A 21,957-nucleotide genomic window follows, 5' to 3' on the forward strand; every position below is an offset into this window, starting at 1 on the left:
TGCGTGGCGGCCCGGCGCGCGTGCGGGCCGCAAAGGCTTAGTTGCGCGCCTTCTGGATCTCGTCGTTGAGCTGCTTGACCAGCTCTGGGCCGAGGTCCTGCGTGTACTTGTCGACCACCGGCTGCACCTTCTGGCGCATGCGCGCGATCTCTTCGGGCGAGACCGTGTTGATCTTCATGCCGGCCTTTTCCAGCGTGGTCATGGCCTTTTGGGAGTCCGCACGGCTGTCCTGGCGCTCAAAGTCGCGCGAGGATGCGGCCGCCTGGCGGATCAGCTTCTGTTCTTCCGGCGACAGGGTGTCCCACCATTTCTTGGACGCCAGCACCACCCAGGGCGTGTAGACGTGGCGGGTGATGGTCAGATAGGGCTGAACCTCGTAGAACTTGCTGCTCTGGATGGTGGTGATGGGGTTTTCCTGGCCGTCCACGGTGCGGGTTTCCAGCGCGGTGAACAGTTCGGAGAACGGCATGGGCACGGCGTTGGCGCCCAGCGTATTGAAGACGCCCAATGCGATCTGGTTCTGCATCACGCGCAGCTTGATGCCTTGCAGGTCTTCCGCGCGCGCGATGGGGCGCTTGGAGTTGGTCATGTTGCGAAAGCCGTTTTCCCAATAGACCAGGCCGATGATGCCCTTGGCTTCCAGCTTTTTCAGCATGTCCTGGCCCAGAGGCCCGTCCAGCACGGCGTCCGCTTCCTTTTCGCTGTTGAAGAGGAAGGGCAGGTCGAACACGCCGAACTCCTTGACCATGCCGGCCAGGGGCGCGGTGGACCCCACCATCATTTCCTGCACGCCGCCCACCAGCGCGCTTTGCATCTGCTCGTCCGAGCCCAGGTTGGCCGAGCCGAAGGTCTTCATCTTGAGCTTGCCGCCGCTGATTTTTTCCAGCTCCTGCGCCAGGTGGCGCGCGGCGCGCCCCTGGACGCTTTCCTCGTTCAGGCCATAGCCGAAACGGATCAGGCGAGGTTTGACGTCGGCGGCGGACGCGACGCCGGCGACGGCGCAGGACAGCGCCGTCGCCAGGACAAGAATGCGGGTCTTGAAACGGGTGATCATGGTGCTCCTCCTTGGGGTTTTTCTAATGCATCCAGCGTGCGGGGACGGTGATCAGCTCGGGGAAGATCACCAGCAGGATCAGCAGCAGCGTGTAGGCGACGACATAGCGCCACACGCCCCTGCAGATGGTTTCCATATTGATGCGGGCGACGCCGCAAACCACGTTGAGCACGGTGCCCACCGGCGGCGTCAGCAGGCCCACGCAACCCACCATGACGAACATCACGCCGAAGTAGACGGGGTCGATCCCGGCCTTGGTGACCACCGGCATCAGCACCGGCGCCAGGATCAGGATGGTGGGCGTCAGGTCCATCACCGTGCCCACCAGCGTCAGCAGCACCAGCAGGGCGAACATCAGCAGCTTGGGTTGGTCCAGCACGGGTTCCAGCAGCGCGATCAGGTCCTGCGGCATGTCGGCCAGAGTGATCATGTAGGACGAGACCATGGCGGCGGCCACCAGGAACATGACGATGGCGGTGGTGCTGGCGGCGTTGATGAAGAGCGGCGCCAGGTCGCGCACGCCGATTTCGCGGTAGACGAACAGGCTGACCAGCAGCGCGTAGACCGCGGCGACGACGGCCGCCTCGGTCGGCGTGAAGATGCCGCCGCGCAAGCCGCCGATGATGATGACGGGCAGCATCAGGGCCCATAGCGATTCGCGCAGCGCCTTCCAGCGCTTGCTCCAGGGTTCGCGCGGCGAGGGCTTGATGCTGCCATGCTTGCGCGCCACCCAGGTCCATACGGCGACCAGGGTCAGGCCCATCATCAGTCCGGGCGCGATGCCGGCGAAGAACAGCTTGGTGATCGACACGTTGGTGGCGACGCCAAAGATGATGAACGAGATCGAGGGCGGAATGATGGGCGCGATGATGCCGCCGGCCGCGATCAACCCGGAGGCCTGGCCCGCGTCGTAGCCCCTTTCGCGCAGCATGGGGATGAGCAGCGAGCCCAGCGCAGCGGCGTCGGCCACGGCCGAGCCGGACAGCGCGGCCAGCAGCACGCTGGCGAAGATGGCCACGTAGCCCAGGCCGCCCTGGATGTGGCCCACGAAGGTGCTGGCCAGATTGACGATACGGCGCGAAATGCCGCCGGCGTTCATCAGTTCGCCGGCCAGCATGAACAGCGGCACCGCCATGAGGGTGAAGCTGTTGGCGCCAGACAGCATGTTCTGCGCCAGGATCTGGGTATCGAAAAAGTCCAGCTGGAACATCATGGCGATCGCGCTGAGCAGCAGCGCGAAGGCGATAGGCATGCCCAGGGCGATCAGCCCCAGCAGCACGAGCAGGAAAACGGTCAGGATCATTGCGGGCGTCCGGGCGGGGTAGGGGAGTTGGAGGCGGAGCCGTCAGACCAGCGGGTCTTCGGGGCTGGATTCCGCCGGCAAGGGCCCGCCCGCAAGGACGCGCACCAGATCGATCAAGGTCAGGATGCCCATGGCGGCGGCCGCATAGAGGGCCGCGGCGTTGAACACCGCCAGCGACATGCCGGTGACAGGCAGCACGGTGTCCAGGCCGATGACGGTCTGGGTCCAGCTGCCCTCGGCCATCAGCCACAGCACCCACAGCGTCAGCAACTGGCAGAACACGTGCGAGGCGCGACGGGCGGCGGGGCCGAAGCGTTCGACCAGCATGGTGACGCCGATGTGCTGATGCGAGCGCAACGCTATCACCGAGCCCAGGAAGATCATCCAGACGAAGGCCAGCCGCGAGATCTCATCAGAGACGTTGATGCCGGAGTTGAACAGGTAGCGCAGCGCGACGTTGCCGAACAGCAGCACCACCATGACGGCCAGACAGGTCACCATCAGCCAGGTCTGCAGCGCGAAGCACCAATTGGCGGCGCGGGCCAGCGGCGTGCCGCCAGGCCGCCCCGGTGGGGAAGCTTGCATGCTTGTCTCCTATCCGTTTCCCGGAATTTTTTAGGGTTATGCTGTGCGAAATGTTAGCGCTAACATTTTGCGTTTGGCAAGCCCCAGTTTTTTGCGTCAGACTACGCGCTCACCAACCCATGCCGAGGACCGATGTCCATCCGTAAACCCCGCAGTTCACGCGCCGGCCGCGTCACCATGCAGGATGTCGCGCGCCGCGTGGGCGTGAGCGCGATCACGGTATCGCGCGCCTTGCGCACGCCGGACAAGGTGGCGGAAGAACTGCGGCTGCGCATCGCGCGGGTGTGCCAGGAACTGGGCTACGTGCCCAACCATGCGGCCAGCGCGCTGGCGTCGGCGCGTTCGCAGACCATCGTGGCGCTGATTCCGTCGCTGAGCAACGTGGTGTTCGTCGACATCATCGCGGGGATCAAGGAAGAGCTGGACCGGCACGGCTACCACATGCTGATCGGCGTGACCGGCTATTCGCTGGACGAGGAGGAGGCTCTGCTGCGCAAGTACCTGCAGCACGCGCCCGACGGCCTGATCCTGACCGGCATCGACCACAACCCTGGCGTATGGGACCTGCTGGACACGCAGCGCATTCCCACCGTGCACACGATCGAGACGCTGGACGGCGGCGAGCACATGAGCGTGGGTTTTTCGCAATTCGATTCCGGCTATGCCGCGGGCCGCCATCTGGTGGAGCGGGGCTACCGCCGTATCGGCATCGTCGGCGCGCAACTGGATCCGAGGTCGCTGCGCCGCTGCGAAGGCTGCCGCCAGGCGCTGCGGGACGCGGGCCTGTATGACGCGGCGCTGGAAATCATGACGCCGGAGAAATCATCCATCGGCCTGGGAGCCTCGCTGCTGGAAGCGCTGCGCGAGCGTCATCCCGACTGCGATGCGCTGTTCTTTTGCAACGATGACCTGGCCCAGGGGGCGGTGTTCCAGTGCGGAAGGCTGGGCGTGCCGGTGCCGGAACGCATGGCCATCGTCGGCTTCCACGACGTAGCGGGCACGGCCTGGACCACGCCGCCGCTGTCGACCATCGCCACGCCGCGCTACCAGATCGGCGTATCGGCCGCGGGCCTGCTGATGCGCCATCTGGCCGGCGAGGCCGTCGCCGAGCGCCATGTGGACCTGGGCTTCAAGCTGGTGCAGCGCGAAACCAGCTGAGCGCCAAGCCTCAGCCCCGGCGCAGCGCCAGGAATACGCCGGAGGCGATGATCAACCCCATGCCGGCCAGGGCCAGCCCATCGGGCGGGCGCTGGAACCAGAAGGTGCTGAACAGCACCGCCAGCAGCAGCTGGAAGTAGTTCAGGGGCGCCAGGGTCGCCGCCGCCACGCGCTGGAAGGCGGATATCAGAAAGATCTGCGCCAATCCGCTGCAGGCGCCCAAGCCGACGATGAAAAGCATGTCGGCAAGATCCGGCCACGGATCCGGCAGGAAGAAGGGCGCGGGCAGCCCGGTGACGACGAGGCAGATGAAGGCCGTGTAGGCATACTGGATGGGCCCGGGCACCTTGCCCGAGAGCCTGCGCGTCAGCACCTGGAACACTGCGTAACTGACCGCGGACACCGCCATCAGCAGCGTGCCCAGCCACGGCAGGTTGGAGCCCGGCCGCACGATCAGCAGCATGCCGCCAAAGCCCGCCGCCACCGCTGTCCACTGGGCGGGTCGCACCCGCTCGCCCAGCAGCCAGGGCGACAGCGCCACCATGATCAGAGGCGAGGTGAAGTAGATGGCGGTGGCTTCCGACAGCGGCATCCAGATCAGCGCCGTCATGAAGCAGGTACCGACCGTGGCCAGCAGCAGGCCACGCAGGATCAACAGCGGCTTTTCGGGCGCATCGCGCAGACGCAGTCCGCCGCGGTGCCGCCACAACAGCGCCACCGCCAGCACGGCCACCGCCGAATAGCGCATGATGTTCAGGAAGGGCGCGGGATAGCGCGCCAGCATGTGCTTGGACCCCGCATCGAAGGTGGCAAAGGCCACCAACGCTGCGAAGAACAGCAGGATGCCCGTCTGGCGCGCGGCGGCGGGCGAGGGTAACGCGATGGGAACGGAGCTCATGTGGGCGGGAGGACTCAGGCTGCCGCCTGGCCCGCGCCCTGCAGGAACGCGTCCAGAGCCGGGCCGATGGCCTCGACCATGTAGCCGCCTTCCTGCACGATCACGGTGGGCAGTCCCAGGCTGGCGACGCGCGCGCCGATGTCGCGGTAGGCATCGATGTCGAGCTTGAGCACGCTGATGGGATCGTCCTTGTAGGTGTCAAAGCCCAGGGCCAGCACCAGCGCCTGCGGCGCGTAGCCGGTCAGGGCGGCGAGCGCCGTATCCAGCGCCCGCAGGAAGGAGTCGTTGCCCGAACCGTGCGGCAGCGGCAGGTTCAGGTTGCAGCCTTCACCCGCGCCGTAGCCGCGCTCATGCGCATAGCCGGTATAGAAGGGGTAGTAGCCGGCGGGGTCGGCGTGCAGGGATACCGTCATGACGTCGCCGCGCTGATAAAAAATGTTCTGCGTGCCATCGCCATGGTGGGCGTCGACGTCCAGCACCGCCACCTTGGACCAGGTCTGAAGCAACCGGTTGGCCGCGGCCGCGCTGCTGTTCAGATAACAGAAGCCGCCCGCGCGGTCGCGGTGGGCATGGTGGCCCGAGGGCCGGCACAAGGCATAGGCCATGCCCCCGGCGCTGGCGACGTGGTCGGCGGCGGCCACCGCGCTATGCGTGGAGCGCAGCGCCGAGCGCCAGGTCTGCGGCCCGATGGGACACGATAGATCGCTCAGGTAGTAGCCGGTCTGGGCCACGATGGAGGGCGACGGGCAGGGGCCGCGGCCAGCCAGCTCGATGCGGCCGTTGTAGTACGGCGAAAGATTGGGCAGCACTTCGGGGCCCGGATCCACGCCAGGCGAGCGCAGGGCCTGCCAGCGCGCATAGGCCGATTCCAGATAGTCCAGGTAGTCCGGGCTGTGGATGTCCTGCAGCGGCTTGCGGCCGTAGTCAGCCGGCGCTTGGACGCGGATGCCGCGCGCGGCCAGCGCGCCTTGCAGGCTTTCCGCCCGTGCCGGCAGATCGGTGGGCGCGCTGATGCGCCCAAGCCGCATGAACTGCCGCGGCGTATGCAGCAGTTGCTCTTCCGAGAAAAACGCCTTCATGGCTGCCCTCGCTGGCGTTATGCGTGCTTGAGTTCGATTTCGACGAACACGAACTCCGTGTCGCCGGGATTGATCACGTTGTGCTCTACGCCCACGGGCCGGTAGTAGGCCACGCCGGTGGTGAGCTGGCTGGTGATTTCGCCGTCGGGCGTGTCCAGCAAGAGCGGGCCGGTGGTCTGCGGGACCACCACGTAGTTCATTCCATGGCGGTGCCATCCCGTTTCGCCGCCGGGCGGGAAGCGCCATTCGGTGACGGTGACCATGTCATTGTCGATCTGCACGGTCGGTATGGCGGCGGGGCGTTGCATGGGGCGTTCTCCTTGGAAGTATGAATATTCTTGTGCGCTTCAGGCCGCTCGCGCCTTGGTCGGGTCCCAGTGCTGGCCGGGGACCGCGGCGATCAGCTGCCGCGTATAGGTGTGTTGCGGGTTGTCGAAGATCTGCGCGGGCGAGCCGTACTCGACCACCTTGCCGCGATGCATGACCAGCACGGAATTGCAGATCTGGGCCGCCACGCGCAAATCGTGGGTGATGAAGACCAGTGCGATCTTCAGGCGTTGCTGCAAATCGTGCAATAGCTGCAGTACTTGCGCCTGAACCGAGACGTCCAGCGCCGACACTGATTCGTCGGCCACCAGCACCTTGGGCTCCAGCGCCAGCGCGCGCGCGATGCCGATGCGCTGGCGCTGTCCGCCCGAAAACTGGTTGGGATAGCGATCGAAGGCCGACGGGTCCAGCCCGACCAGCGACAGCAGCTCGCGCACCCGCGCTTCGGCCTGGGCGCGCGGCACGCCGTTGGCGACGGGGCCGTCGCTGATGATGCGGCCTACGGTATGGCGCGGGTTGAGCGAGGCGAACGGATCCTGGAAGATCATCTGGATGTCGTGGCGCAGCGGCCGGAAGCGCGATTCCGGCATGGCGGCGATGTCCTGGCCGTTGAAGATCAACTGCCCGCCGTTGATGCCCACCAGCTTGAGCAGGCATTTGCCGATGGTGGACTTGCCCGAGCCCGATTCGCCCACGATGCCCAGCGTCTCGCCGCGCCGCACGCTGAAGCTGACGCCGTCGACCGCGTGAACCTCGCGTTTGCCGCCCAGCCAGCCGCGGCCCACCACGTAGGTCTTCTTCAAGTCGCGCACGTCCAGCACGGGCTGGTCGTGCGGGGCGGACTCGCGCTCGGCGCCACGGCGGTGCGGCACGGCCGCGATCAGGCGTTGCGTGTAGGGGTGGCGGGGCCGGTTCAGCACTTCGTCCGCCGGCCCCTGTTCGACCAGGACGCCTTTTTCCATCACGGCGACCCGGTGCGCGATTTCGGCCACCACGCCGAAGTCATGGGTGACGAACATCACGCCCATGCCTTTTTCCTTCTGGATGCGGGCGATCAGCGCCAGGATCTGCGCCTGGGTGGTGACGTCCAGCGCGGTGGTCGGTTCGTCGGCGATCAGGAGTGCAGGCTCCAGCGCCAGGGCCATGGCGATCATCACGCGCTGGCGCTGTCCGCCCGACAGGCGGAATGGGTAGACGTGGTAAAGCGTGGCGGGGTCGGGCAGCCCTACGAAGGCCAGCAGCTCCAGCGTGCGGGCCATGCGCTGCGCGCCCGGATACGCGTTGTGCACGCGCATGACTTCGCTGATCTGCTCGCCTACCGTCATCAGGGGGTTGAGCGCCGACAGGGGCTCCTGGAAGATCATCGCCATGTCCTTGCCGCGCATGGCTTGCAGCGTGGCTTCGTCCTGCCGCAGCAGGTCCTGGCCGCGGAACAGGATGCGGCCCTGCTGCGGCGTCAGGTAGTCGGGTAGCAGGCCCATGATGGCGTTGGCGCTCATGGACTTGCCCGAGCCCGATTCGCCGACGATGCAGAGGATCTCGCCGGCGCGGATGTCGTACGACACGTCCTGCACGGCATAGGGGCGGTCGCCGCCTTTGGGCAGGGCGATGCTCAGGTTCTGGATGGATAGCAAAGGAGTGGAAGCGTTCATGCCGTCCTCCTATTCGCCGCGCTTGCGCAGCTGCGGGTTGAGGGCATCGTTCAGGCCTTCGCCGATCAGGTTGATGGCCAGCACGGTCAGCAGGATCGCCACGCCGGGCCAGACGCTCATCCACCAGGCTTCGCGGATCATGGTGCGGGCCGCGCCGATCATGAAGCCCCAGCTCATCAGGTTGCGGTCGCCCAGTCCCAGGAAGGACAGCGACGATTCCGTCAGGATCGCGGTGGCGACCATGAACGACGCCGACACGATGATGGGCGACATGGCGTTGGGCAGGATCTGCGTGCCGACGATGCGGGCCGGCGTCTGCCCGATGACAATGGCGGCCTGCACGAACTCGCGCTGCTTGAGCGTCATGAACTCCGAGCGCACCAGCCGCGCGGCCGGCGGCCACGACACCACCGCGATGGCCCCCATGATGGAATAGACGGATGGACTCAGGATCGCCACCAGCACCACGGCCATGGCCAGCTGCGGGATGGTCTGGAAGAACTCGGTGAAGCGCATCAGCGCGTCGTCAACCCGGCCGCCGCAGTAACCCGCCACCGAGCCGACCACGATGCCGAAGACCAGCGCCACGGCGGTCGACAAGAGGCCCACCATCAGCGAGACCCGGGCGCCCCAGACCAGCCCGGCCGTGATGTCGCGGCCCAGCATGTCGGTGCCGAAGGGGTAGTCGGCATTGGTGAACGGCGGAATCAGCGGATCCGCCACCATCATCCAGGGGGATTCTTCATACAGCAGCGGCGCGGCCAGGGCCACGACGATCACGACCAGCATGATGGCCAGTCCGGCCACCGCTCCGTAATTGCGCATGTAGCGCCGGGCAAATGACTTCATGCGGCGGCTCCTTGCTGCGCGCCCGCGCCGATGCGCGGATCGATGAGTCGGTACAGCACGTCGGTCAGCAGGTTGAACACCACCACCATGATGGAGGTGACCAGGAAGATGCCCAGCAGCAGCTGGTAGTCGCGCTGCAGCAGCGCGTCGAACATCAGCCTGCCGATGCCGGGCCAGGCGAACACGGTTTCGGTCAGCACCGCGCCGCCCGCCATCTGCCCCAGCTGAATGCCGGCGAAGGTGATGACCGGCAGCAGCGCATTGCGCAGCACGTGGGCGCGGATCACGCGGCCGGGGCTTACGCCCTTGGCGCGCGCCGTCTTGACGAAATCCATGCCTATCACTTCCAGCATGGAGGCGCGGGTCAGCCGCACGTAGACCGCCATGAAGAAGCAGCCCAGCGTCACGGTGGGCAGGATCAGGTGCTGGGCGATGTCGCCCGCGCGCGCCCAGCCCTTCAGGTTGGCGCCCACGGTCTCCATGCCGAAGGCCGGCAGCCAGCCCAGCACCACCGAGAACAGCAGGATGCCCATCAGCGACAGCCAGAACAGCGGAGTGGCATACAGCACCAGGGCGCCCGTCATGACGGAGCTATCGATCCAGCGGCGCTTGTTGCGGTAGCGGGCCTTGGCCGCCACCACGCCCAGGAAGACGCCCAGCACGATGGAGAACACGAAGGCGCAGGACATCAGCAGGAAGGTGGCGGGCAGGCGTTCCAGGATCAGGTCCAGCACCGGCACATGGTTGCGGTACGAGAAACCCAGGTCCAGTTGCACCACGCCCTTCAGGTACAGCATCAGCTGGGTCAGGATGGGCTTGTCCAGGCCGAAGGCCACGCGCAATTGTTCGACGTAGGCAGCGTCGCCCGCGCCGGCCTGGCCCGCCAGCACGGCGGCGGGGTCGCCTGGGGCCAGGCGGATCAGGAAGAAATTGATGATCACCACGCCCAGCACGACCACCAGGGCCTTGCCGATGCGGGAAACGAGGAAAGACAGGAATTTCATGCTCGGGGTCCTCTCTGGTCGGGCGCGGCCTGCCTGGGGCAGCCGTTGTCCGGCCGGCATCCGCCGCCGCGGCAAGCCTGCCGCGGCGGCGTCCTGCGGCGCTTACTTTTCGATGTACACGTCGTCGAAGCTCTCGTTCAGGCCGATGGCGGTCTTGACCAGATTCTTGACGTTGCCGCGGTAGAGCGTGGGAAACTCCATGTCCACCAGGAAGCCGTTGGCGATCTCATTGACCAGCGTGGTCTGCAGCTTGGTGTAGAGCTCCTGGCGCTTGGCGGGATCCACCTCGGAAGCGGCCGCCTCCCATTGCTTGTCGGTCTCCGGATTGCTGTAGCCCTGCACGTTGGCGAAGGGCGAACCCTTGACGATGTTCGACGAGACATACAGCCGTTGCACGCCCAGCGCGGGATCGCCGTACTGGTAGGTGAAGGTGGTCGTCATGTCGAAGTCCCAGTTGCCCGTGCGGCTGGCCCAGCCGCCGGCGTCGGTGGCTTCCAGGTTGACCTTGAAGCCCAGCTGCTCCAACGCCTGCTTGGTGTATTCACCCAGGCGATCCCAGGTGGAGCCGTAGGGAAAGCTCAGCTGGCGGATCGTGTAGTCCTCGGGCTTGATGCCGGATTCCTTGATCAGCGCGCGCGCCTTCTTCATGTCGAACGCCAGCGGCGGCATGTTCTTGTCATAGAACATCTCGGTGGTGACGAAGGGGCTGGTGGACACCTTGCCCAGGCCGAAGAAGATGTTGTTGACCACCATGTTGCGGTTGATGGCCGCCATCACGGCCTGGCGCACCTTCAGGTTGTCGAAGGGCGGCTTGCGCATGTTGAAGATCAGGTAGGCCTGGGGCGAGAACATCTCCCAGCCGGCCGTGGTGTATTCGACCTTGGGCAGGGCGCGCAGGCGCTTGATGTCGACGTTGTCCACGTCGCCGCCGCGCAGCACGTCCACGCTGCCGCGCTCGAAAGCCACCGCGCGCGAGGCCGAGTCGGGGATGACGTTGAACACCAGTTCATCCAGATAGGGCTTGCCGGGCTTCCAGTAGTCGGGGTTGCGGGTCAGCTTGATGTATTCGCCGCGTTTCCATTCCTTGAACATGAACGGGCCCGTGCCGACCGGCTTCTGGTTGGCGGGATTGGTCATGTAGTCGGTGCCGGCATAGATGTGCTTGGGCATCATGGGCGCAAAGCCCGGTTCGAACATCAGCATGAAGGCCGGGAAGGGCGTCTTCAGTTTGACGACGACCGTCTTCGCGTCCGGCGCCTGCACCGATTCCACGAACTTGTTCAGGATCACGCGGGCGCGCGCATGGGTCTTGGGCAGCATGTCCGCCAGCGAGAACACCACGTCCTCGGACGTGAAGGGCTTGCCGTCATGCCACTTGACGTTGTCCTGCAGATGGAAGGTGTAGGACAGGCCGTCGGGCGAGGCGTCCCACGACTTGGCCAGGCCGGGCTGGGGCTTCAGATCGGTGGAGTAGGTCAGCAGGCTCTCGTAGATCTTGCCGGCGACGAACTGCGTGGGCCCCTGCTGATTGATGGCGGTGACAATCACCGGCGGTTCGGGCTGGACGATCATGTTCAGCGTGCCGCCCTTGGTCTGCGCCAGGGCTTGCGTGGCGGGCAGCGCGGCCGCGAGGACCAGTGCGCCGATGCTTAGGGAGAACCATTTCTTCGATTTCACTGCGAGCCTCCGGGCTGGAAAGGGTCTGACAGGTGTCCGCGTCGCGGATGCCGTGCACTGGCAAGCAAACCTCATGCCACCTGTGTTTTCAGGGGTACTACGGGTGGAGCCGCTACAACAATGCTTCGTACAGGTGCTCTTCAGCGTGCCGCGCACCATTGCGGAGCGCCGTTCTCGTCGCCAAAGTCTTCCCGCAGGCGGGCCAGGATGCCTAGCAGATGCGCATGCATGGCATGGCGCGCGCGGATCGGATCGCGCGCCTGTATGGCCGTCAGGATGCGCTGGTGTTCGGCATGGGCGATGGCCCAGACCTTGGTGTCGACGAAGTAATCCTCCATGCGGCTGTACACGGGGCTGGCCTGCGTCAATTCCCACAGATGGGCCACCGAGGCCGCTACTGCGGCGTTGCCGCAAGCCGCGGCAATGGCGTTGTGGAATTCGCGGTCGTGGCGGCCGGGCGAGTTGCCCAGCGACATGCCCTCGTGGGCGTCGCGGATGGCGGCAATCTGGGCGGGCGACCCATGCTGCGCGGCCATGCCCGCGCACTCGGGTTCGATCAGCATGCGCGCTTCCAGCAGGTCGAACGGGCCGATGCCGTCCTGTCCTGGCGCGGCGTACGCGGGAGCGGCGGCTTCCCGGATGGCAGTGACGAACACCCCGGTGCCCACGCGCACCTCGACATAGCCTTCTATTTCCAGCGCGATCAGTGCCTCGCGGATAGACGCGCGGCTGACCTGCAGCTGTTCGGCCAGCTCCCGCTCAGAAGGCAGGCGCCCGCCGCGGGGGAATTCCCCGGCCCGGATCCGGCCGGCGATCTGGTCGGCGATGACTCGGTACAGGCGGGTGACGGCGGCAGCTTGGAAGGTGTTCATCGACGATAGGGGCGGGAACGGAGAGCCAAGTGGTCAGGCCACCAAATATAGGCATCTCATCCTTGAATAAGAAGGGAAATTTTCTATTTCAAGGGAAAACGATCACAGGGATTCCACCTCTTTCTTTGAAGTGGTCAGGCCAGCTAGGAATGTCTCGGGCGCTTTACAGTTTCCAGACAAATCCCGCACAGAAGCCCCGCTGTTGCGGGCGGACGCCATCCCATACTCCGTTGCGCCCGATACCGGGCATGTGGCAAGGCAGCGCGCTGCGGCGGCAGGAAGGGGTAGGACGTGCAGGAAGTGACGAAGCGGGCGTTCCGGCCCGAGGGCTGGTGGATAGGCTTGGGCATGGCGGTCTTCGCCCTGGCGTGGTTGACGCTGCTGGACAAGGCGGCCCTCGCGCCGCCGACCGACAATATCGAGCAACTGACCTGGGTGCGCAGCCTGGAATGGGGCTATTACAAGCATCCGCCTCTGCCGACCTGGCTGCTGTGGCCAGCGGTGCAATTGCTGGGCTGGTCGGCGTGGACGAGCTACATCGTCGGTGCGCTCTGCACCCTGGGCGCCTTCGCGTTGTTGTGGCGCTGGCTGCGGGGCATGCGCGGCAGCGGCCATGCGCGGGCGGCGTTGCTGGCCGGCCTGTGCATCACCTTCTACAACGGCCGTCTGCATTTCTACAACCACGAGATCGTGCTGATTCCCCTGGCGGTGGGCTGCGCCGTCGCGTGCTGGAAAGCCTGGACCACGCGCCGGATCGGTTGGTGGATCGTGCTGGGCGCGTGCCTGGGCCTGGGGGCTCTGTCCAAGTACCAAAGCGCGGTGACGGGCGCCGCCGTGCTGGTCTTCTGGCTGAGCCAGCGCGGCTGGCGCGACTCCATGCACCGGTTCGGGCTGCAGGTTGCGGGGTTGACCGCGCTGGCGGTCTTCGCGCCGCATCTCTGGTGGCTGGCGTACAACGGCTTCGAACCCCTGAACTACGCGATGACTTCATCGCTGGCCGCCGGCCTGCCTTGGGTTCAGCGCGCGGCGGAAGTGGCGCGGTGGTGGGGCGATCAGATGCTGAACCGCGCGCTGCCTGCGTGGGTGTTCCTGGGTGTCTTGTGCTGGTTGGCGCGCCGCCGCGCCGCGGTGGCTGCTGTGACGGCAGAAGCGCCGCCGCGCGATGCGGGCCGCGCCATCCTGCTGTCGTTCGGTTTTACGCCCTTGGTGTTCGTCAGCATCATGACGCTTGCCAGCGGTTCCCATGTGCAACTGCACTGGGGCACGCCTTATCTGCTGTTCATGGCGCCGGCGATGATGGAACTGGTGCGTGGCGGCGTCTGGGAGCGCGTGCGGCCGCGCGATGCCGTGGCGGTATTCGCATTGGTCCAGGCGCTGTTGATGGTCCGGGTCGGGCTGACGTCGCCGGGCGGGGCGGGGCTTGCGCGCAAGGCGTCGGATTGGCGCTATTTCGATTCCCGGGCGCTGGCCCTGGCTGTGCACGAACCCGCCAAAGCAGCGCTTGGCGGGCCGGTCAGGGTGATATCGGGGCCGCCGGCCGAGGCCGGCGCGTTGGCCCTGAGGCTGCCGGAACAGCCGCTGGTGCTGATAGACGGACAGCTCCGTTTCAGTCCCTGGGTGCCGAAAGACGTGGCCGAGGCTTGCGGCGCATTGGAGCTGGAGCTGGAACCGAGAACGCCCGGAGCGGGGTTTGTCGCCGTCGGAAAGGACTTTCCTGGCCTGCACTGGCGTGTGACGCCGTCTTCCCGGCTTTGCGGCACGGCGTCTGGCGTGCCTCGCCCCTAGGGTCAGGCTATTGCGCCTCGTCGTCCGGTTCAGGCGTCTGCGTGAAGGCGCGCACCAGGCGCGCGATGCCGTCCAGTTCGTCGTGCGCGCCCGCTACCCATTCCGGCTTCTCGAACGGGCTGTCCGAAGGAGCGTTGTCCATGCTTGCCTTCAGGTCATTAAGCAGTTCCAGCGCCATGTCGGTGGCCTGGGGGCTGCTGCGGGTCGAGAGGGCGATGGCGATCGCCAGCGCCTGGCGCATGGCGAGCAGGCGGCCGTCCAGTTCAGTGCCCATGATGGTTTCCTTGTTGTGCATCTTTGTGACAGGCGCATTTTACGGGGGCGAGGCCGCTAGCGCCGCGGGGTGTTCTCTGGGTGGGCAGGTGGACTGGCGGGGGGCAACACGCTGGCGTTTGCGCAAGATCAACCCGGACTGGCCGGCACAGGCGAATAATTCCAGGTATGCAAGCCGCCCTACGCCCGTCACAGACAGAATCCCGCGAGCCCTCCGCCGCCAGCCCATTGTTCCCGCCGCAATTGCTGGCGCGGCTGGACAAGAACGGGCCCCGCTATACCTCGTATCCCACGGCTGACCGGTATCACGGCGGCTTCGGCGAGCAGGAGTACCGGCAGGCGCTGCAGCAGCGCCGCGCGACGGCGCCGGCCGAGCCTTTGTCGCTCTACGTGCACATCCCGTTCTGTGAATCGGTCTGTTATTACTGCGCCTGTAACAAGGTGGTGACTCGCCACCACGACCGCGCCGCCCGCTATCTGGATGCCCTGGCGGCCGAGATCGAGCTGCATGTGCGCGAACTGGGCGAGGGCGTACCCGTATCGCAGTTGCATTTCGGGGGCGGCACGCCGACCTTTTTGTCCGACGAGGAATTGTCGCGTCTGATGGAGAACCTGCGACGCGCCTTCCGCTTCGAACCCGACGCGGAAATCTCGATCGAGGTAGATCCGCGCACCGCCACGCCCGAGCGCCTGGCCCATATGCGCGAACTGGGCTTTAACCGCCTGAGTTTCGGCGTGCAGGATTTCGATCCCCGGGTGCAGGCCGCTGTGCACCGCATGCAGTCGTTCGAAGACGTGCGGGCGCTGATGCAGAGCTCCCGGGCGTTGGGCTATGCCTCGGTCAACGTGGATCTCATCTATGGCTTGCCGCTGCAGACTACGGAGTCCTTTGCCCGCACGATCGCTCAGGTCATCGCGCTGCGGCCCGACCGCATCGCACTGTATGCCTACGCCCACCTGCCCGCGCGCTTCAAGCCGCAGCGCCGCATCAACGAGGCCGACCTGCCCGACAGGGAGACGCGGGTGGGGCTGCTCAGCGCCGCCATCGATGGTTTTCTGAAGCAGGGCTACGCCTATATCGGCATGGACCATTTCGCGCTGGAAACCGATGCGCTGGCGATCGCCAAGCGCAAGGGGGAGCTGCACCGCAACTTCCAGGGCTACAGCACGCAGCCCGACCGCGACCTGGTCGCGCTGGGCGTGTCCGCGATCGGCCGCATCGGCAATACCTACAGCCAGAACGCCAAAGTCCTGGACGAGTATTACGCGGCAATCGAAGCAGGGCGCTTCGCCGTCGAAAGAGGGTTGGCGCTGAGCACGGATGATCTGGTTCGCCGCGAGATCATCATGGACATCATGTGCCAGGGCCGCGTGGACTACAGCCGGATAGAGGCGCGCCACGGATTGCGGTTCGCCGACAGCTTTGGCCCGGAACTGCTGCAGATGGCGAATCTGGCCGAGCTGGGCCTGGTCAACCTGCACCCCGGCGAACTGCAGGTGACCGGCCTGGGCTGGTACTTCGTGCGAGCCGTCGCCATGGCGTTCGACGGCTACCTGCGGGCGCCGGGCACCGCGGCCAGCTACTCGCGGATCATCTGAGCCGCGGCGTCGCGCAGAGCCCGGCGGCGCTCATTCGGCGAACTTCTCCCGCAGATAAAGCGCCAGCGACAAATCGTCGGACAACTGCAGCTTGCGCATGGCGCGGCGCTTGTGGGTGCTGATCGTTTTCTTGCTGCGCATCAGCCGCGCCGAGATCTGCGTGACGGACAGCCCTAGGCTGATGTGGCGCAGTATCTCCACTTCCGAAGTCGTCAATGCCGCGTGAGGATGCGTCGGCTGCTGCGGCCGGATCTTGCCGTCCTGCACCGTGAGGAACTCTTCCTTGCCCGCCAATACGCCGCGGATCATCTCCGGCAGCAGCACCATGCCGCATTCCTTGGCGAAATAGCCATTCGCGCCTGCGCGGAACGCCGCGTACTGGGTTTCCTGGCGGCTGCCCGCCGAGAAGGTGATGAGCGCCATCCCGGGGTGGTAGCGGCGCAGGCGCCGCAGATAGTTCACGCCGTCCCAGGGTTCCAGGGGCAGGTAGAAATCGACCAGGGCGACTTCGCAGGGTGAGTGGGTAAGTTTCTCCAGGAGGGACCGTGCCGAGGTCTCCCGGTGCACCACCCGGAAGCCTGGCCGGCTCTCCAGGTAGGCGCCCACGCCCACGGCAACCACGGGGTGGTCGTCCAGGATCGCCACCTTGATGAGAGGCGGCGGCCGGGACAGGAGCAGGTGCCGGCGCGTGCCCGGGCGGTCGCCGCTTTCGGCGGGCTCGGGGTTGATGTGCGGGGGCGCTTTGAGGGTGAGCGCTGAGACAGTTTTCATCGATGCTCCACATGCAGGATGGGGGAACGCCGGCGGTCGATTGCGCAGGTCGCGGGTGTCCTGAATTTGCGAAGGCAGATTACGTTTTCGCATGGCCCGCGGGAGATGAATCGCGCCAATATCAGACTGTTGCACCGTCGACCTGTCATATATGCGAGAAGCACGCGTGCAACAGCCGGGATTTAGGCCGCGACGGCAGATGAGTTTTTGAGTTATGGCGCCGCCGGGCGCACCTCGCACGCGCTCCAGGGAGCGCTGTGGCGCTTTAGCCACGGAAAAGGCGTAAATAGTGATACAATCGTCGACGATAAGCACAGCTTCTGTTGCGCAGTGCATTGTTTGCTGTTTTTGATCCCTGCCGCTGCGGCGAGCATCATTAGGTCCAGACACCATGTTTTTCCCGCTGGCACGAACTACGACCCGGAACTTTCGCCCTATGTCGCGTTAAGTTTTCGTGCGTCGGGTTTCACCGTGTCAGGTCAGCGGTAGGACTCAGCAAGACAATCCAAGGAACGCGGCTCTCAGGCCGCGTTTTTCGTTTCCGTAATTTGTTTGTTTAGTTCCCAGAACCCCCCAGGAAGCACTCCCGATGGTACAGATCACATTGCCCGATGGTTCGCAGCGCCAATATCCGGGGCCGGTAACGGTTGCCGAAGTGGCGCAATCGATCGGTACGGGCCTGGCGAAGGCCGCCTTGGGCGGCCGCGTGACGTTTGAGGGCTCGGACTCCAGGCTGGTCGACACCAGCTTCCGCATCGAGGGCGACGCGCGCCTGGCCATCGTCACCGCCAAGGACGCCGACGGCCTGGATCTGATCCGCCACTCGACGGCGCACTTGCTGGCCTATGCCGTCAAGGAGCTGTTTCCGGATGCGCAGGTCACCATCGGTCCGGTGATCGACAACGGCTTCTACTACGACTTCTCGTACAAGCGCCCGTTCACGCCCGAAGACCTGGCCGCCATCGAGAAAAAGATGGCCGAACTCGCCAAGAAGGACGAGGTCGTCACGCGCGAGGAATGGTCGCGCGACGACGCCGTCGAATTCTTCAAGAGCATCGGCGAAAAGTACAAGGCCGAGATCATCGCCTCGATTCCGTCGAACGAGCCGCTCAGCCTGTACCGCGAAGGCGACTTCATCGACCTGTGCCGCGGCCCCCACGTGCCGTCCACGGGCAAGCTGAAGGTCTTCAAGCTCATGAAGGTTGCCGGCGCCTACTGGCGCGGCGACAGCAAGAACGAGATGCTCCAGCGCATCTACGGCACGGCCTGGGCAACCAAGGAAGAACAGGAAGCCTACCTGCACATGCTGGAAGAGGCCGAGCGCCGCGACCACCGCAAGATCGGCCGCGAATTGGACCTGTTCCACTTCCAGGACGAGGCCCCTGGTCTGATTTTCTGGCACCCCAAGGGTTGGGCGCTGTGGCAGCAGGTGGAGCAATACATGCGCTCCGTCTACCGCGACAACGGCTACCAGGAAGTGAAGGCGCCGCAGATCCTCGATATTTCGCTCTGGAAGAAGACGGGCCACTGGGACAACTACCGTGAAAACATGTTCACGACGGAGTCCGAGAACCGCGTTTACGGCCTGAAGCCGATGAACTGCCCCGGTCACGTGCAGATCTTCAACGCCGGCCTGCATTCCTATCGCGAATTGCCCCTGCGCTACGGCGAATTCGGCCAGTGCCACCGCAACGAGCCCTCGGGCTCGCTGCACGGCATGATGCGCGTGCGCGGCTTCACGCAGGACGACGGCCACATCTTCTGTACCGAAGAACAGCTGCAGGACGAGTGCGCCGACTTCACCGCGCTGCTGCAGAAGGTCTACCGCGACTTCGGCTTCACGGAAGTGCTGTACAAGGTCGCCACGCGTCCTGAAAAGCGCATCGGCACGGACGAAGTCTGGGATACGGCCGAAGCCGCCCTGATGGAGAGCCTGCGCCGCACGGGTTGCGAATTCGAGATCTCGCCGGGAGAGGGCGCGTTCTATGGCCCCAAGGTGGAATACACCCTGAAGGACGCCATCGGCCGCCACTGGCAGTGCGGCACGATCCAGGTCGACTTCTCCATGCCCGTGCGCCTGGGCGCCGAGTACGTGGACCAGAACGACCAGCGCCGCCCGCCGGTCATGCTGCACCGTGCGATCCTCGGTTCGCTGGAGCGTTTCATCGGCATGCTGATCGAAAACCACGCCGGCGCCATGCCTCCCTGGCTGGCCCCGGTGCAGGCCGTCGTATGCTGCATTTCCGAACCTTCGGCCGATTATGCGGCTGAAATCACGCAAAGCCTGAAAAAACAAGGCTTTAGAGTAGAGTCCGATTTGCGCGGTGAAAAAATCACTCGTAAAATTCGGGAGCACAGCCTGCAAAAGGTGCCGTACATCCTCGTCGTCGGCGACAAGGAAAAGCAAAACGGCACTGTAGCCGTACGCGGACTGGGCGGATTGGACCTCGGAGCCATCGCATACGACGAATTCGTCGCGCGCTTGTCCGAGGACGTTTCCACCCGTCGCGACGTCGTTCATCCTGATAGCAGCGCTGCTTAACATTTCTAGGAGCTTTCAACATCGCCACTGAAAAAGCCAATCGCATCAACGGTGAAATCCGCGTCCCCGAGGTGCGCCTGATAGGTCTGGACGGAGAACAGCTCGGCATCGTCAAGATTGCCGACGCCTTCCGTCTTTCCGAGCAAAGCGACGTGGATCTGGTGGAAATCGCGCCGAACGCCGAACCGCCGGTCTGCCGTTTGATGGACTACGGCAAATTCAAGTACCAGGAGCAGAAGCGCCAAGCTGAAGCTCGTTCCAAGCAGAAGGTCATCCAGGTCAAGGAAGTCAAATTCCGTCCGGCCACCGACGAGGGCGACTACCAGGTCAAGCTGCGCAATCTGCGCCGCTTCCTCGAAGAAGGCGACAAGGCCAAGGTGACGCTGCGTTTCCGTGGCCGCGAAATGGCCCACCAGGAACTCGGTATGCGGGTGCTTGAACGTGTGCGCGACGATCTGCTGGAACTTGCCCAGGTCGAAGCCATGCCGAAGCTCGAAGGCCGTCAGATGGTCATGGTGCTGGCGCCGAAGAAAAAGGCCGTGCCTGCGGGCAAGCCTGAGTCGGCTGCCTGAGCTCCTGCCGTAGTCTCCCCAGGGAGGCTACGCCGCCTGTGCGATCTGCCGCCTGCCATGGCGCCGGCGGGTTCGCTAATTGGGCGGCTCTGCGCTACGATGTCATAAAGCCGCCTTCCCGCGAGGGAAGGCGGTGTCCGTTCAGGGTGTCGCGATGCATGTATTGTTCGTTTTGGATCCCTTGCCGCTGCTCAAGGCGTACAAGGACAGCTCTGTCGCCATGATGCGCGCCCTGGTGGCGCGCGGCCATACGCTAAGCGTGGCCATGCAGGGCGATCTCTATATCGAGGCGGGCACGGTCAAGACCGCGGCCACCCCCATCGAACTGGTCGCGGACGCCGATCTGCACGGCCACGACTGGTGGCGCGAGTCTACCGCCCGGGATCTGCCGCTGGCGGAATTCGGCGCAGTGGTCATGCGCAAGGATCCGCCGTTCGACATGGAATACGTCTATTCCACGCACCTGCTCGAATATGCCGAGGCGCAAGGCGCCCGCGTGTTCAACAGCGGCGCGGCGATCCGCAACCATCCCGAAAAGCTGGCCATCACCGAAATCAGCGAGTTCACCGCGCCCACGCTGGTGACCCGCAGCATGGCCCGTCTGAAGGCGTTCCACGACGAGCATCACGATGTCATCGTCAAACCGCTGGACGGCATGGGCGGCACGGGTGTGTTCCGGCTGCAGCCCAAGGATCCCAACCTCAACGCCATCCTGGAAACGCTGACGGACAATGGCGCGCGCACCATCATGGCGCAGCGCTACATTCCCGACATCGTCAAGGGCGACAAGCGCATCCTGCTGATCGGCGGGGTGCCGGTGCCGTACTCCCTGGCCCGTATTCCGCTGGCCGGTGAAACCCGCGGCAACCTGGCGGCCGGCGGCCGCGGCGTGGCCCAGGAACTTTCCCCGCGCGACCGCGAGATCGCCGAGGCCGTGGCTCCCAAGCTCGCCGCCCGCGGTCTGCTGCTGGTTGGCCTGGACGTCATTGGCGATTACGTCACTGAAGTCAACGTCACCAGCCCCACCTGTTTTGTGGAAATCGCGGAGCAAACCGGTTTCGACGTCGCCGGCATGTTCGTCCAGGCGCTGGAAAAGGCCGTGGCGACCCCTGCCGCTGCCGCTTGACCCGCCAGGACCCCTGTCATGACCACCGGTATAGTCATCGTCGTGCACGCGCCCCTGGGCGCCGCGATACGCGATTGCGCCAGCCACGTCATGGGCAACCTGGACGGCATGCTGGCCATACACGACATCCAGCCTGAAGACCGGCCGGACGACCTGGCGCCGCAAGTCCTGAAGGACATCCTGGAGCAGGAACATGGCGCGGGCGTGCTGGTGCTGACCGATCTGATCGGCGCCACGCCCGCCAATATCGCCAAGCGCGCCGTCTCCGATGCCCAGGCCCAGGGCATCCAGTGCTGCGTGCTGGCCGGATTGAATACCCCGATGCTGCTGCGGGCCCTGACCTATCGCAATCTGCCCTTGGCCGAAACCCGCGAGAAGGCGCTGGCCGGCGGGCTTCAGGGCGTCTTACGTGTAGACTGACGGGCGGAAGTTTGCCCTATTATGTCGGCTATCCATTCAGGCCGATTGACGGTTCGACGGTTTGCTGTGATCAACACTGCGGCCTCATGCCGCAGCCATAATATTTCCTATGCCTAATACAGACATCGTCATCAGCAATAAACTGGGCCTGCATGCCCGGGCGGCTGCCAAGCTGACGCAGCTGGCCAGCAAGTTTTCCAGCGAGATCTTCATCTCGCGCGGCGCGCAGCGCGTGAACGCCAAGAGCATCATGGGCGTCATGATGCTGGCGGCCGGGCTGGGCGTGACGGTTAAGCTGGAGGCCTCCGGCAATGACGCCGATCAGGCCCTTTCCGAAATTCAATCATTGTTCGACAGCAAATTCGGTGAGCAGGAATAGAATTTCTTCCGAATCGGCCGGCCTGGGCGTTG

21 protein-coding genes are annotated in these 21,957 nt (G+C 65.1%); 8 read left to right on the forward strand and 13 right to left on the reverse strand.

Going from position 1 to position 21,957, the window contains the following annotated elements; translation table 11 throughout:
- Positions 1–37: 37 nt before the first annotated feature.
- The 3 genes from IB257_RS25430 to IB257_RS25440 are packed head-to-tail and all read right to left on the reverse strand — an operon-like array spanning position 38 to position 2,942.
- Entirely contained in the window at positions 38–1,054 is a 1,017-nt protein-coding gene (locus tag IB257_RS25430) for a TRAP transporter substrate-binding protein (RefSeq protein WP_054458271.1), read from the reverse strand.
- A gap of 22 nt (positions 1,055–1,076) precedes the next feature.
- Positions 1,077–2,357 carry a TRAP transporter large permease gene (locus IB257_RS25435; protein ID WP_054458270.1) on the reverse strand — a complete coding sequence of 427 codons (1,281 nt, stop codon included), beginning with the start codon at positions 2,355–2,357 and terminating at the stop codon, positions 1,077–1,079.
- Between the two features lie 42 nt (positions 2,358–2,399).
- Complete coding sequence (locus IB257_RS25440; protein WP_054458269.1) at positions 2,400–2,942, reverse strand: TRAP transporter small permease; 543 nt, start codon at positions 2,940–2,942, stop codon at positions 2,400–2,402.
- A 132-nt stretch (positions 2,943–3,074) separates the two neighbouring features.
- Between IB257_RS25440 and IB257_RS25445 the strand changes: the two genes are divergently transcribed.
- Positions 3,075–4,100, forward strand: coding sequence for a LacI family DNA-binding transcriptional regulator (locus tag IB257_RS25445; RefSeq protein ID WP_125471405.1), 1,026 nt, complete (start codon positions 3,075–3,077; stop codon positions 4,098–4,100).
- 10 nt (positions 4,101–4,110) lie between these two features.
- Here IB257_RS25445 and IB257_RS25450 read toward each other — a convergent pair whose 3' ends face one another.
- The 8 genes from IB257_RS25450 to IB257_RS25485 all read right to left on the reverse strand — a co-directional run bounded on the left by IB257_RS25450 (position 4,111) and on the right by IB257_RS25485 (position 12,458).
- Entirely contained in the window at positions 4,111–4,998 is an 888-nt protein-coding gene (locus IB257_RS25450; protein ID WP_119451615.1) for a DMT family transporter, read from the reverse strand.
- 14 nt (positions 4,999–5,012) lie between these two features.
- Complete coding sequence (locus IB257_RS25455) at positions 5,013–6,077, reverse strand: histone deacetylase family protein (protein WP_175214315.1); 1,065 nt, start codon at positions 6,075–6,077, stop codon at positions 5,013–5,015.
- A 17-nt stretch (positions 6,078–6,094) separates the two neighbouring features.
- Positions 6,095–6,385, reverse strand: coding sequence for a cupin domain-containing protein (locus tag IB257_RS25460; RefSeq protein WP_054458265.1), 291 nt, complete (start codon positions 6,383–6,385; stop codon positions 6,095–6,097).
- 39 nt (positions 6,386–6,424) lie between these two features.
- Positions 6,425–8,056: an ABC transporter ATP-binding protein gene (locus IB257_RS25465; protein ID WP_192493011.1), complete on the reverse strand. Its 1,632-nt coding sequence runs from the start codon at positions 8,054–8,056 to the stop codon at positions 6,425–6,427.
- A gap of 9 nt (positions 8,057–8,065) precedes the next feature.
- The gene (locus IB257_RS25470) at positions 8,066–8,905 is read right to left on the reverse strand and encodes an ABC transporter permease (RefSeq protein ID WP_059380519.1); all 840 of its coding nucleotides are present in this window, start codon (positions 8,903–8,905) and stop codon (positions 8,066–8,068) included.
- Positions 8,902–9,909, reverse strand: coding sequence for an ABC transporter permease (locus IB257_RS25475; RefSeq protein ID WP_054458263.1), 1,008 nt, complete (start codon positions 9,907–9,909; stop codon positions 8,902–8,904). The genes IB257_RS25470 and IB257_RS25475 overlap by 4 nt, the downstream gene beginning before the upstream one ends.
- A 102-nt stretch (positions 9,910–10,011) precedes the next feature.
- Positions 10,012–11,586, reverse strand: a complete 1,575-nt coding sequence (locus tag IB257_RS25480; RefSeq protein WP_054458262.1) for an ABC transporter substrate-binding protein — start codon at positions 11,584–11,586, stop codon at positions 10,012–10,014.
- A gap of 140 nt (positions 11,587–11,726) precedes the next feature.
- Complete coding sequence (locus IB257_RS25485) at positions 11,727–12,458, reverse strand: FadR/GntR family transcriptional regulator (RefSeq protein WP_054458261.1); 732 nt, start codon at positions 12,456–12,458, stop codon at positions 11,727–11,729.
- A gap of 291 nt (positions 12,459–12,749) precedes the next feature.
- Between IB257_RS25485 and IB257_RS25490 the strand changes: the two genes are divergently transcribed.
- Positions 12,750–14,243, forward strand: coding sequence for a glycosyltransferase family 39 protein (locus IB257_RS25490; RefSeq protein ID WP_370540127.1), 1,494 nt, complete (start codon positions 12,750–12,752; stop codon positions 14,241–14,243).
- A gap of 7 nt (positions 14,244–14,250) precedes the next feature.
- Here the strand turns inward: IB257_RS25490 and IB257_RS25495 are convergent, their stop codons facing one another.
- A complete protein-coding gene (locus tag IB257_RS25495; RefSeq protein ID WP_054458311.1) occupies positions 14,251–14,517 on the reverse strand; it encodes a hypothetical protein in 267 nt (88 codons plus the stop codon).
- Between the two features lie 167 nt (positions 14,518–14,684).
- Here IB257_RS25495 and hemN point away from each other — a divergent pair, with 167 nt between their 5' ends.
- Positions 14,685–16,115: an oxygen-independent coproporphyrinogen III oxidase gene (gene hemN, locus IB257_RS25500; protein ID WP_192327058.1), complete on the forward strand. Its 1,431-nt coding sequence runs from the start codon at positions 14,685–14,687 to the stop codon at positions 16,113–16,115.
- Positions 16,116–16,145: 30 nt separating this feature from the next.
- Here the strand turns inward: hemN and IB257_RS25505 are convergent, their stop codons facing one another.
- Positions 16,146–16,886, reverse strand: a complete 741-nt coding sequence (locus tag IB257_RS25505) for a response regulator transcription factor (protein ID WP_054458258.1) — start codon at positions 16,884–16,886, stop codon at positions 16,146–16,148.
- A gap of 589 nt (positions 16,887–17,475) precedes the next feature.
- On the opposite strand from IB257_RS25505, the gene thrS reads away from it, so the two are divergent.
- From thrS to IB257_RS25530, 5 genes are all read left to right on the forward strand, one after another.
- Positions 17,476–19,428 (forward strand): threonine--tRNA ligase, encoded by a 1,953-nt coding sequence (gene thrS, locus IB257_RS25510; RefSeq protein WP_054458257.1) that lies wholly within the window; start codon positions 17,476–17,478, stop codon positions 19,426–19,428.
- A gap of 20 nt (positions 19,429–19,448) precedes the next feature.
- On the forward strand, positions 19,449–20,000 hold the full coding sequence (gene infC, locus IB257_RS25515) for a translation initiation factor IF-3 (protein WP_080551054.1): 552 nt from the start codon (positions 19,449–19,451) through the stop codon (positions 19,998–20,000).
- Between the two features lie 154 nt (positions 20,001–20,154).
- The gene (gene gshB / locus IB257_RS25520) at positions 20,155–21,126 is read left to right on the forward strand and encodes a glutathione synthase (RefSeq protein WP_192493012.1); all 972 of its coding nucleotides are present in this window, start codon (positions 20,155–20,157) and stop codon (positions 21,124–21,126) included.
- 18 nt (positions 21,127–21,144) lie between these two features.
- Positions 21,145–21,546, forward strand: a complete 402-nt coding sequence (locus tag IB257_RS25525; protein ID WP_054458255.1) for a PTS sugar transporter subunit IIA — start codon at positions 21,145–21,147, stop codon at positions 21,544–21,546.
- A gap of 109 nt (positions 21,547–21,655) precedes the next feature.
- Positions 21,656–21,925, forward strand: coding sequence for an HPr family phosphocarrier protein (locus IB257_RS25530; RefSeq protein ID WP_013392913.1), 270 nt, complete (start codon positions 21,656–21,658; stop codon positions 21,923–21,925).
- Positions 21,926–21,957: the final 32 nt, after the last annotated feature.

It is taken from the genome of Achromobacter sp. ACM03 (genome assembly GCF_014851665.1).
Classification (GTDB): Bacteria; Pseudomonadota; Gammaproteobacteria; order Burkholderiales; family Burkholderiaceae_B; genus Achromobacter; species Achromobacter aegrifaciens.

Coding starts and splice junctions, on each gene's coding strand:
- IB257_RS25430 (WP_054458271.1), bottom strand. CDS start 1,054: ATGATCACCCGTTTCAAGACCCGCATTCTTGTCCTGGCGACGGCGCTG.
- IB257_RS25435 (WP_054458270.1), bottom strand. CDS start 2,357: ATGATCCTGACCGTTTTCCTGCTCGTGCTGCTGGGGCTGATCGCCCTG.
- IB257_RS25440 (WP_054458269.1), bottom strand. CDS start 2,942: ATGCAAGCTTCCCCACCGGGGCGGCCTGGCGGCACGCCGCTGGCCCGC.
- IB257_RS25445 (WP_125471405.1), top strand. CDS start 3,075: ATGTCCATCCGTAAACCCCGCAGTTCACGCGCCGGCCGCGTCACCATG.
- IB257_RS25450 (WP_119451615.1), bottom strand. CDS start 4,998: ATGAGCTCCGTTCCCATCGCGTTACCCTCGCCCGCCGCCGCGCGCCAG.
- IB257_RS25455 (WP_175214315.1), bottom strand. CDS start 6,077: ATGAAGGCGTTTTTCTCGGAAGAGCAACTGCTGCATACGCCGCGGCAG.
- IB257_RS25460 (WP_054458265.1), bottom strand. CDS start 6,385: ATGCAACGCCCCGCCGCCATACCGACCGTGCAGATCGACAATGACATG.
- IB257_RS25465 (WP_192493011.1), bottom strand. CDS start 8,056: ATGAACGCTTCCACTCCTTTGCTATCCATCCAGAACCTGAGCATCGCC.
- IB257_RS25470 (WP_059380519.1), bottom strand. CDS start 8,905: ATGAAGTCATTTGCCCGGCGCTACATGCGCAATTACGGAGCGGTGGCC.
- IB257_RS25475 (WP_054458263.1), bottom strand. CDS start 9,909: ATGAAATTCCTGTCTTTCCTCGTTTCCCGCATCGGCAAGGCCCTGGTG.
- IB257_RS25485 (WP_054458261.1), bottom strand. CDS start 12,458: ATGAACACCTTCCAAGCTGCCGCCGTCACCCGCCTGTACCGAGTCATC.
- IB257_RS25495 (WP_054458311.1), bottom strand. CDS start 14,517: ATGGGCACTGAACTGGACGGCCGCCTGCTCGCCATGCGCCAGGCGCTG.
- hemN (WP_192327058.1), top strand. CDS start 14,685: ATGCAAGCCGCCCTACGCCCGTCACAGACAGAATCCCGCGAGCCCTCC.
- IB257_RS25505 (WP_054458258.1), bottom strand. CDS start 16,886: ATGAAAACTGTCTCAGCGCTCACCCTCAAAGCGCCCCCGCACATCAAC.
- thrS (WP_054458257.1), top strand. CDS start 17,476: ATGGTACAGATCACATTGCCCGATGGTTCGCAGCGCCAATATCCGGGG.
- gshB (WP_192493012.1), top strand. CDS start 20,155: ATGCATGTATTGTTCGTTTTGGATCCCTTGCCGCTGCTCAAGGCGTAC.
- IB257_RS25525 (WP_054458255.1), top strand. CDS start 21,145: ATGACCACCGGTATAGTCATCGTCGTGCACGCGCCCCTGGGCGCCGCG.
- IB257_RS25530 (WP_013392913.1), top strand. CDS start 21,656: ATGCCTAATACAGACATCGTCATCAGCAATAAACTGGGCCTGCATGCC.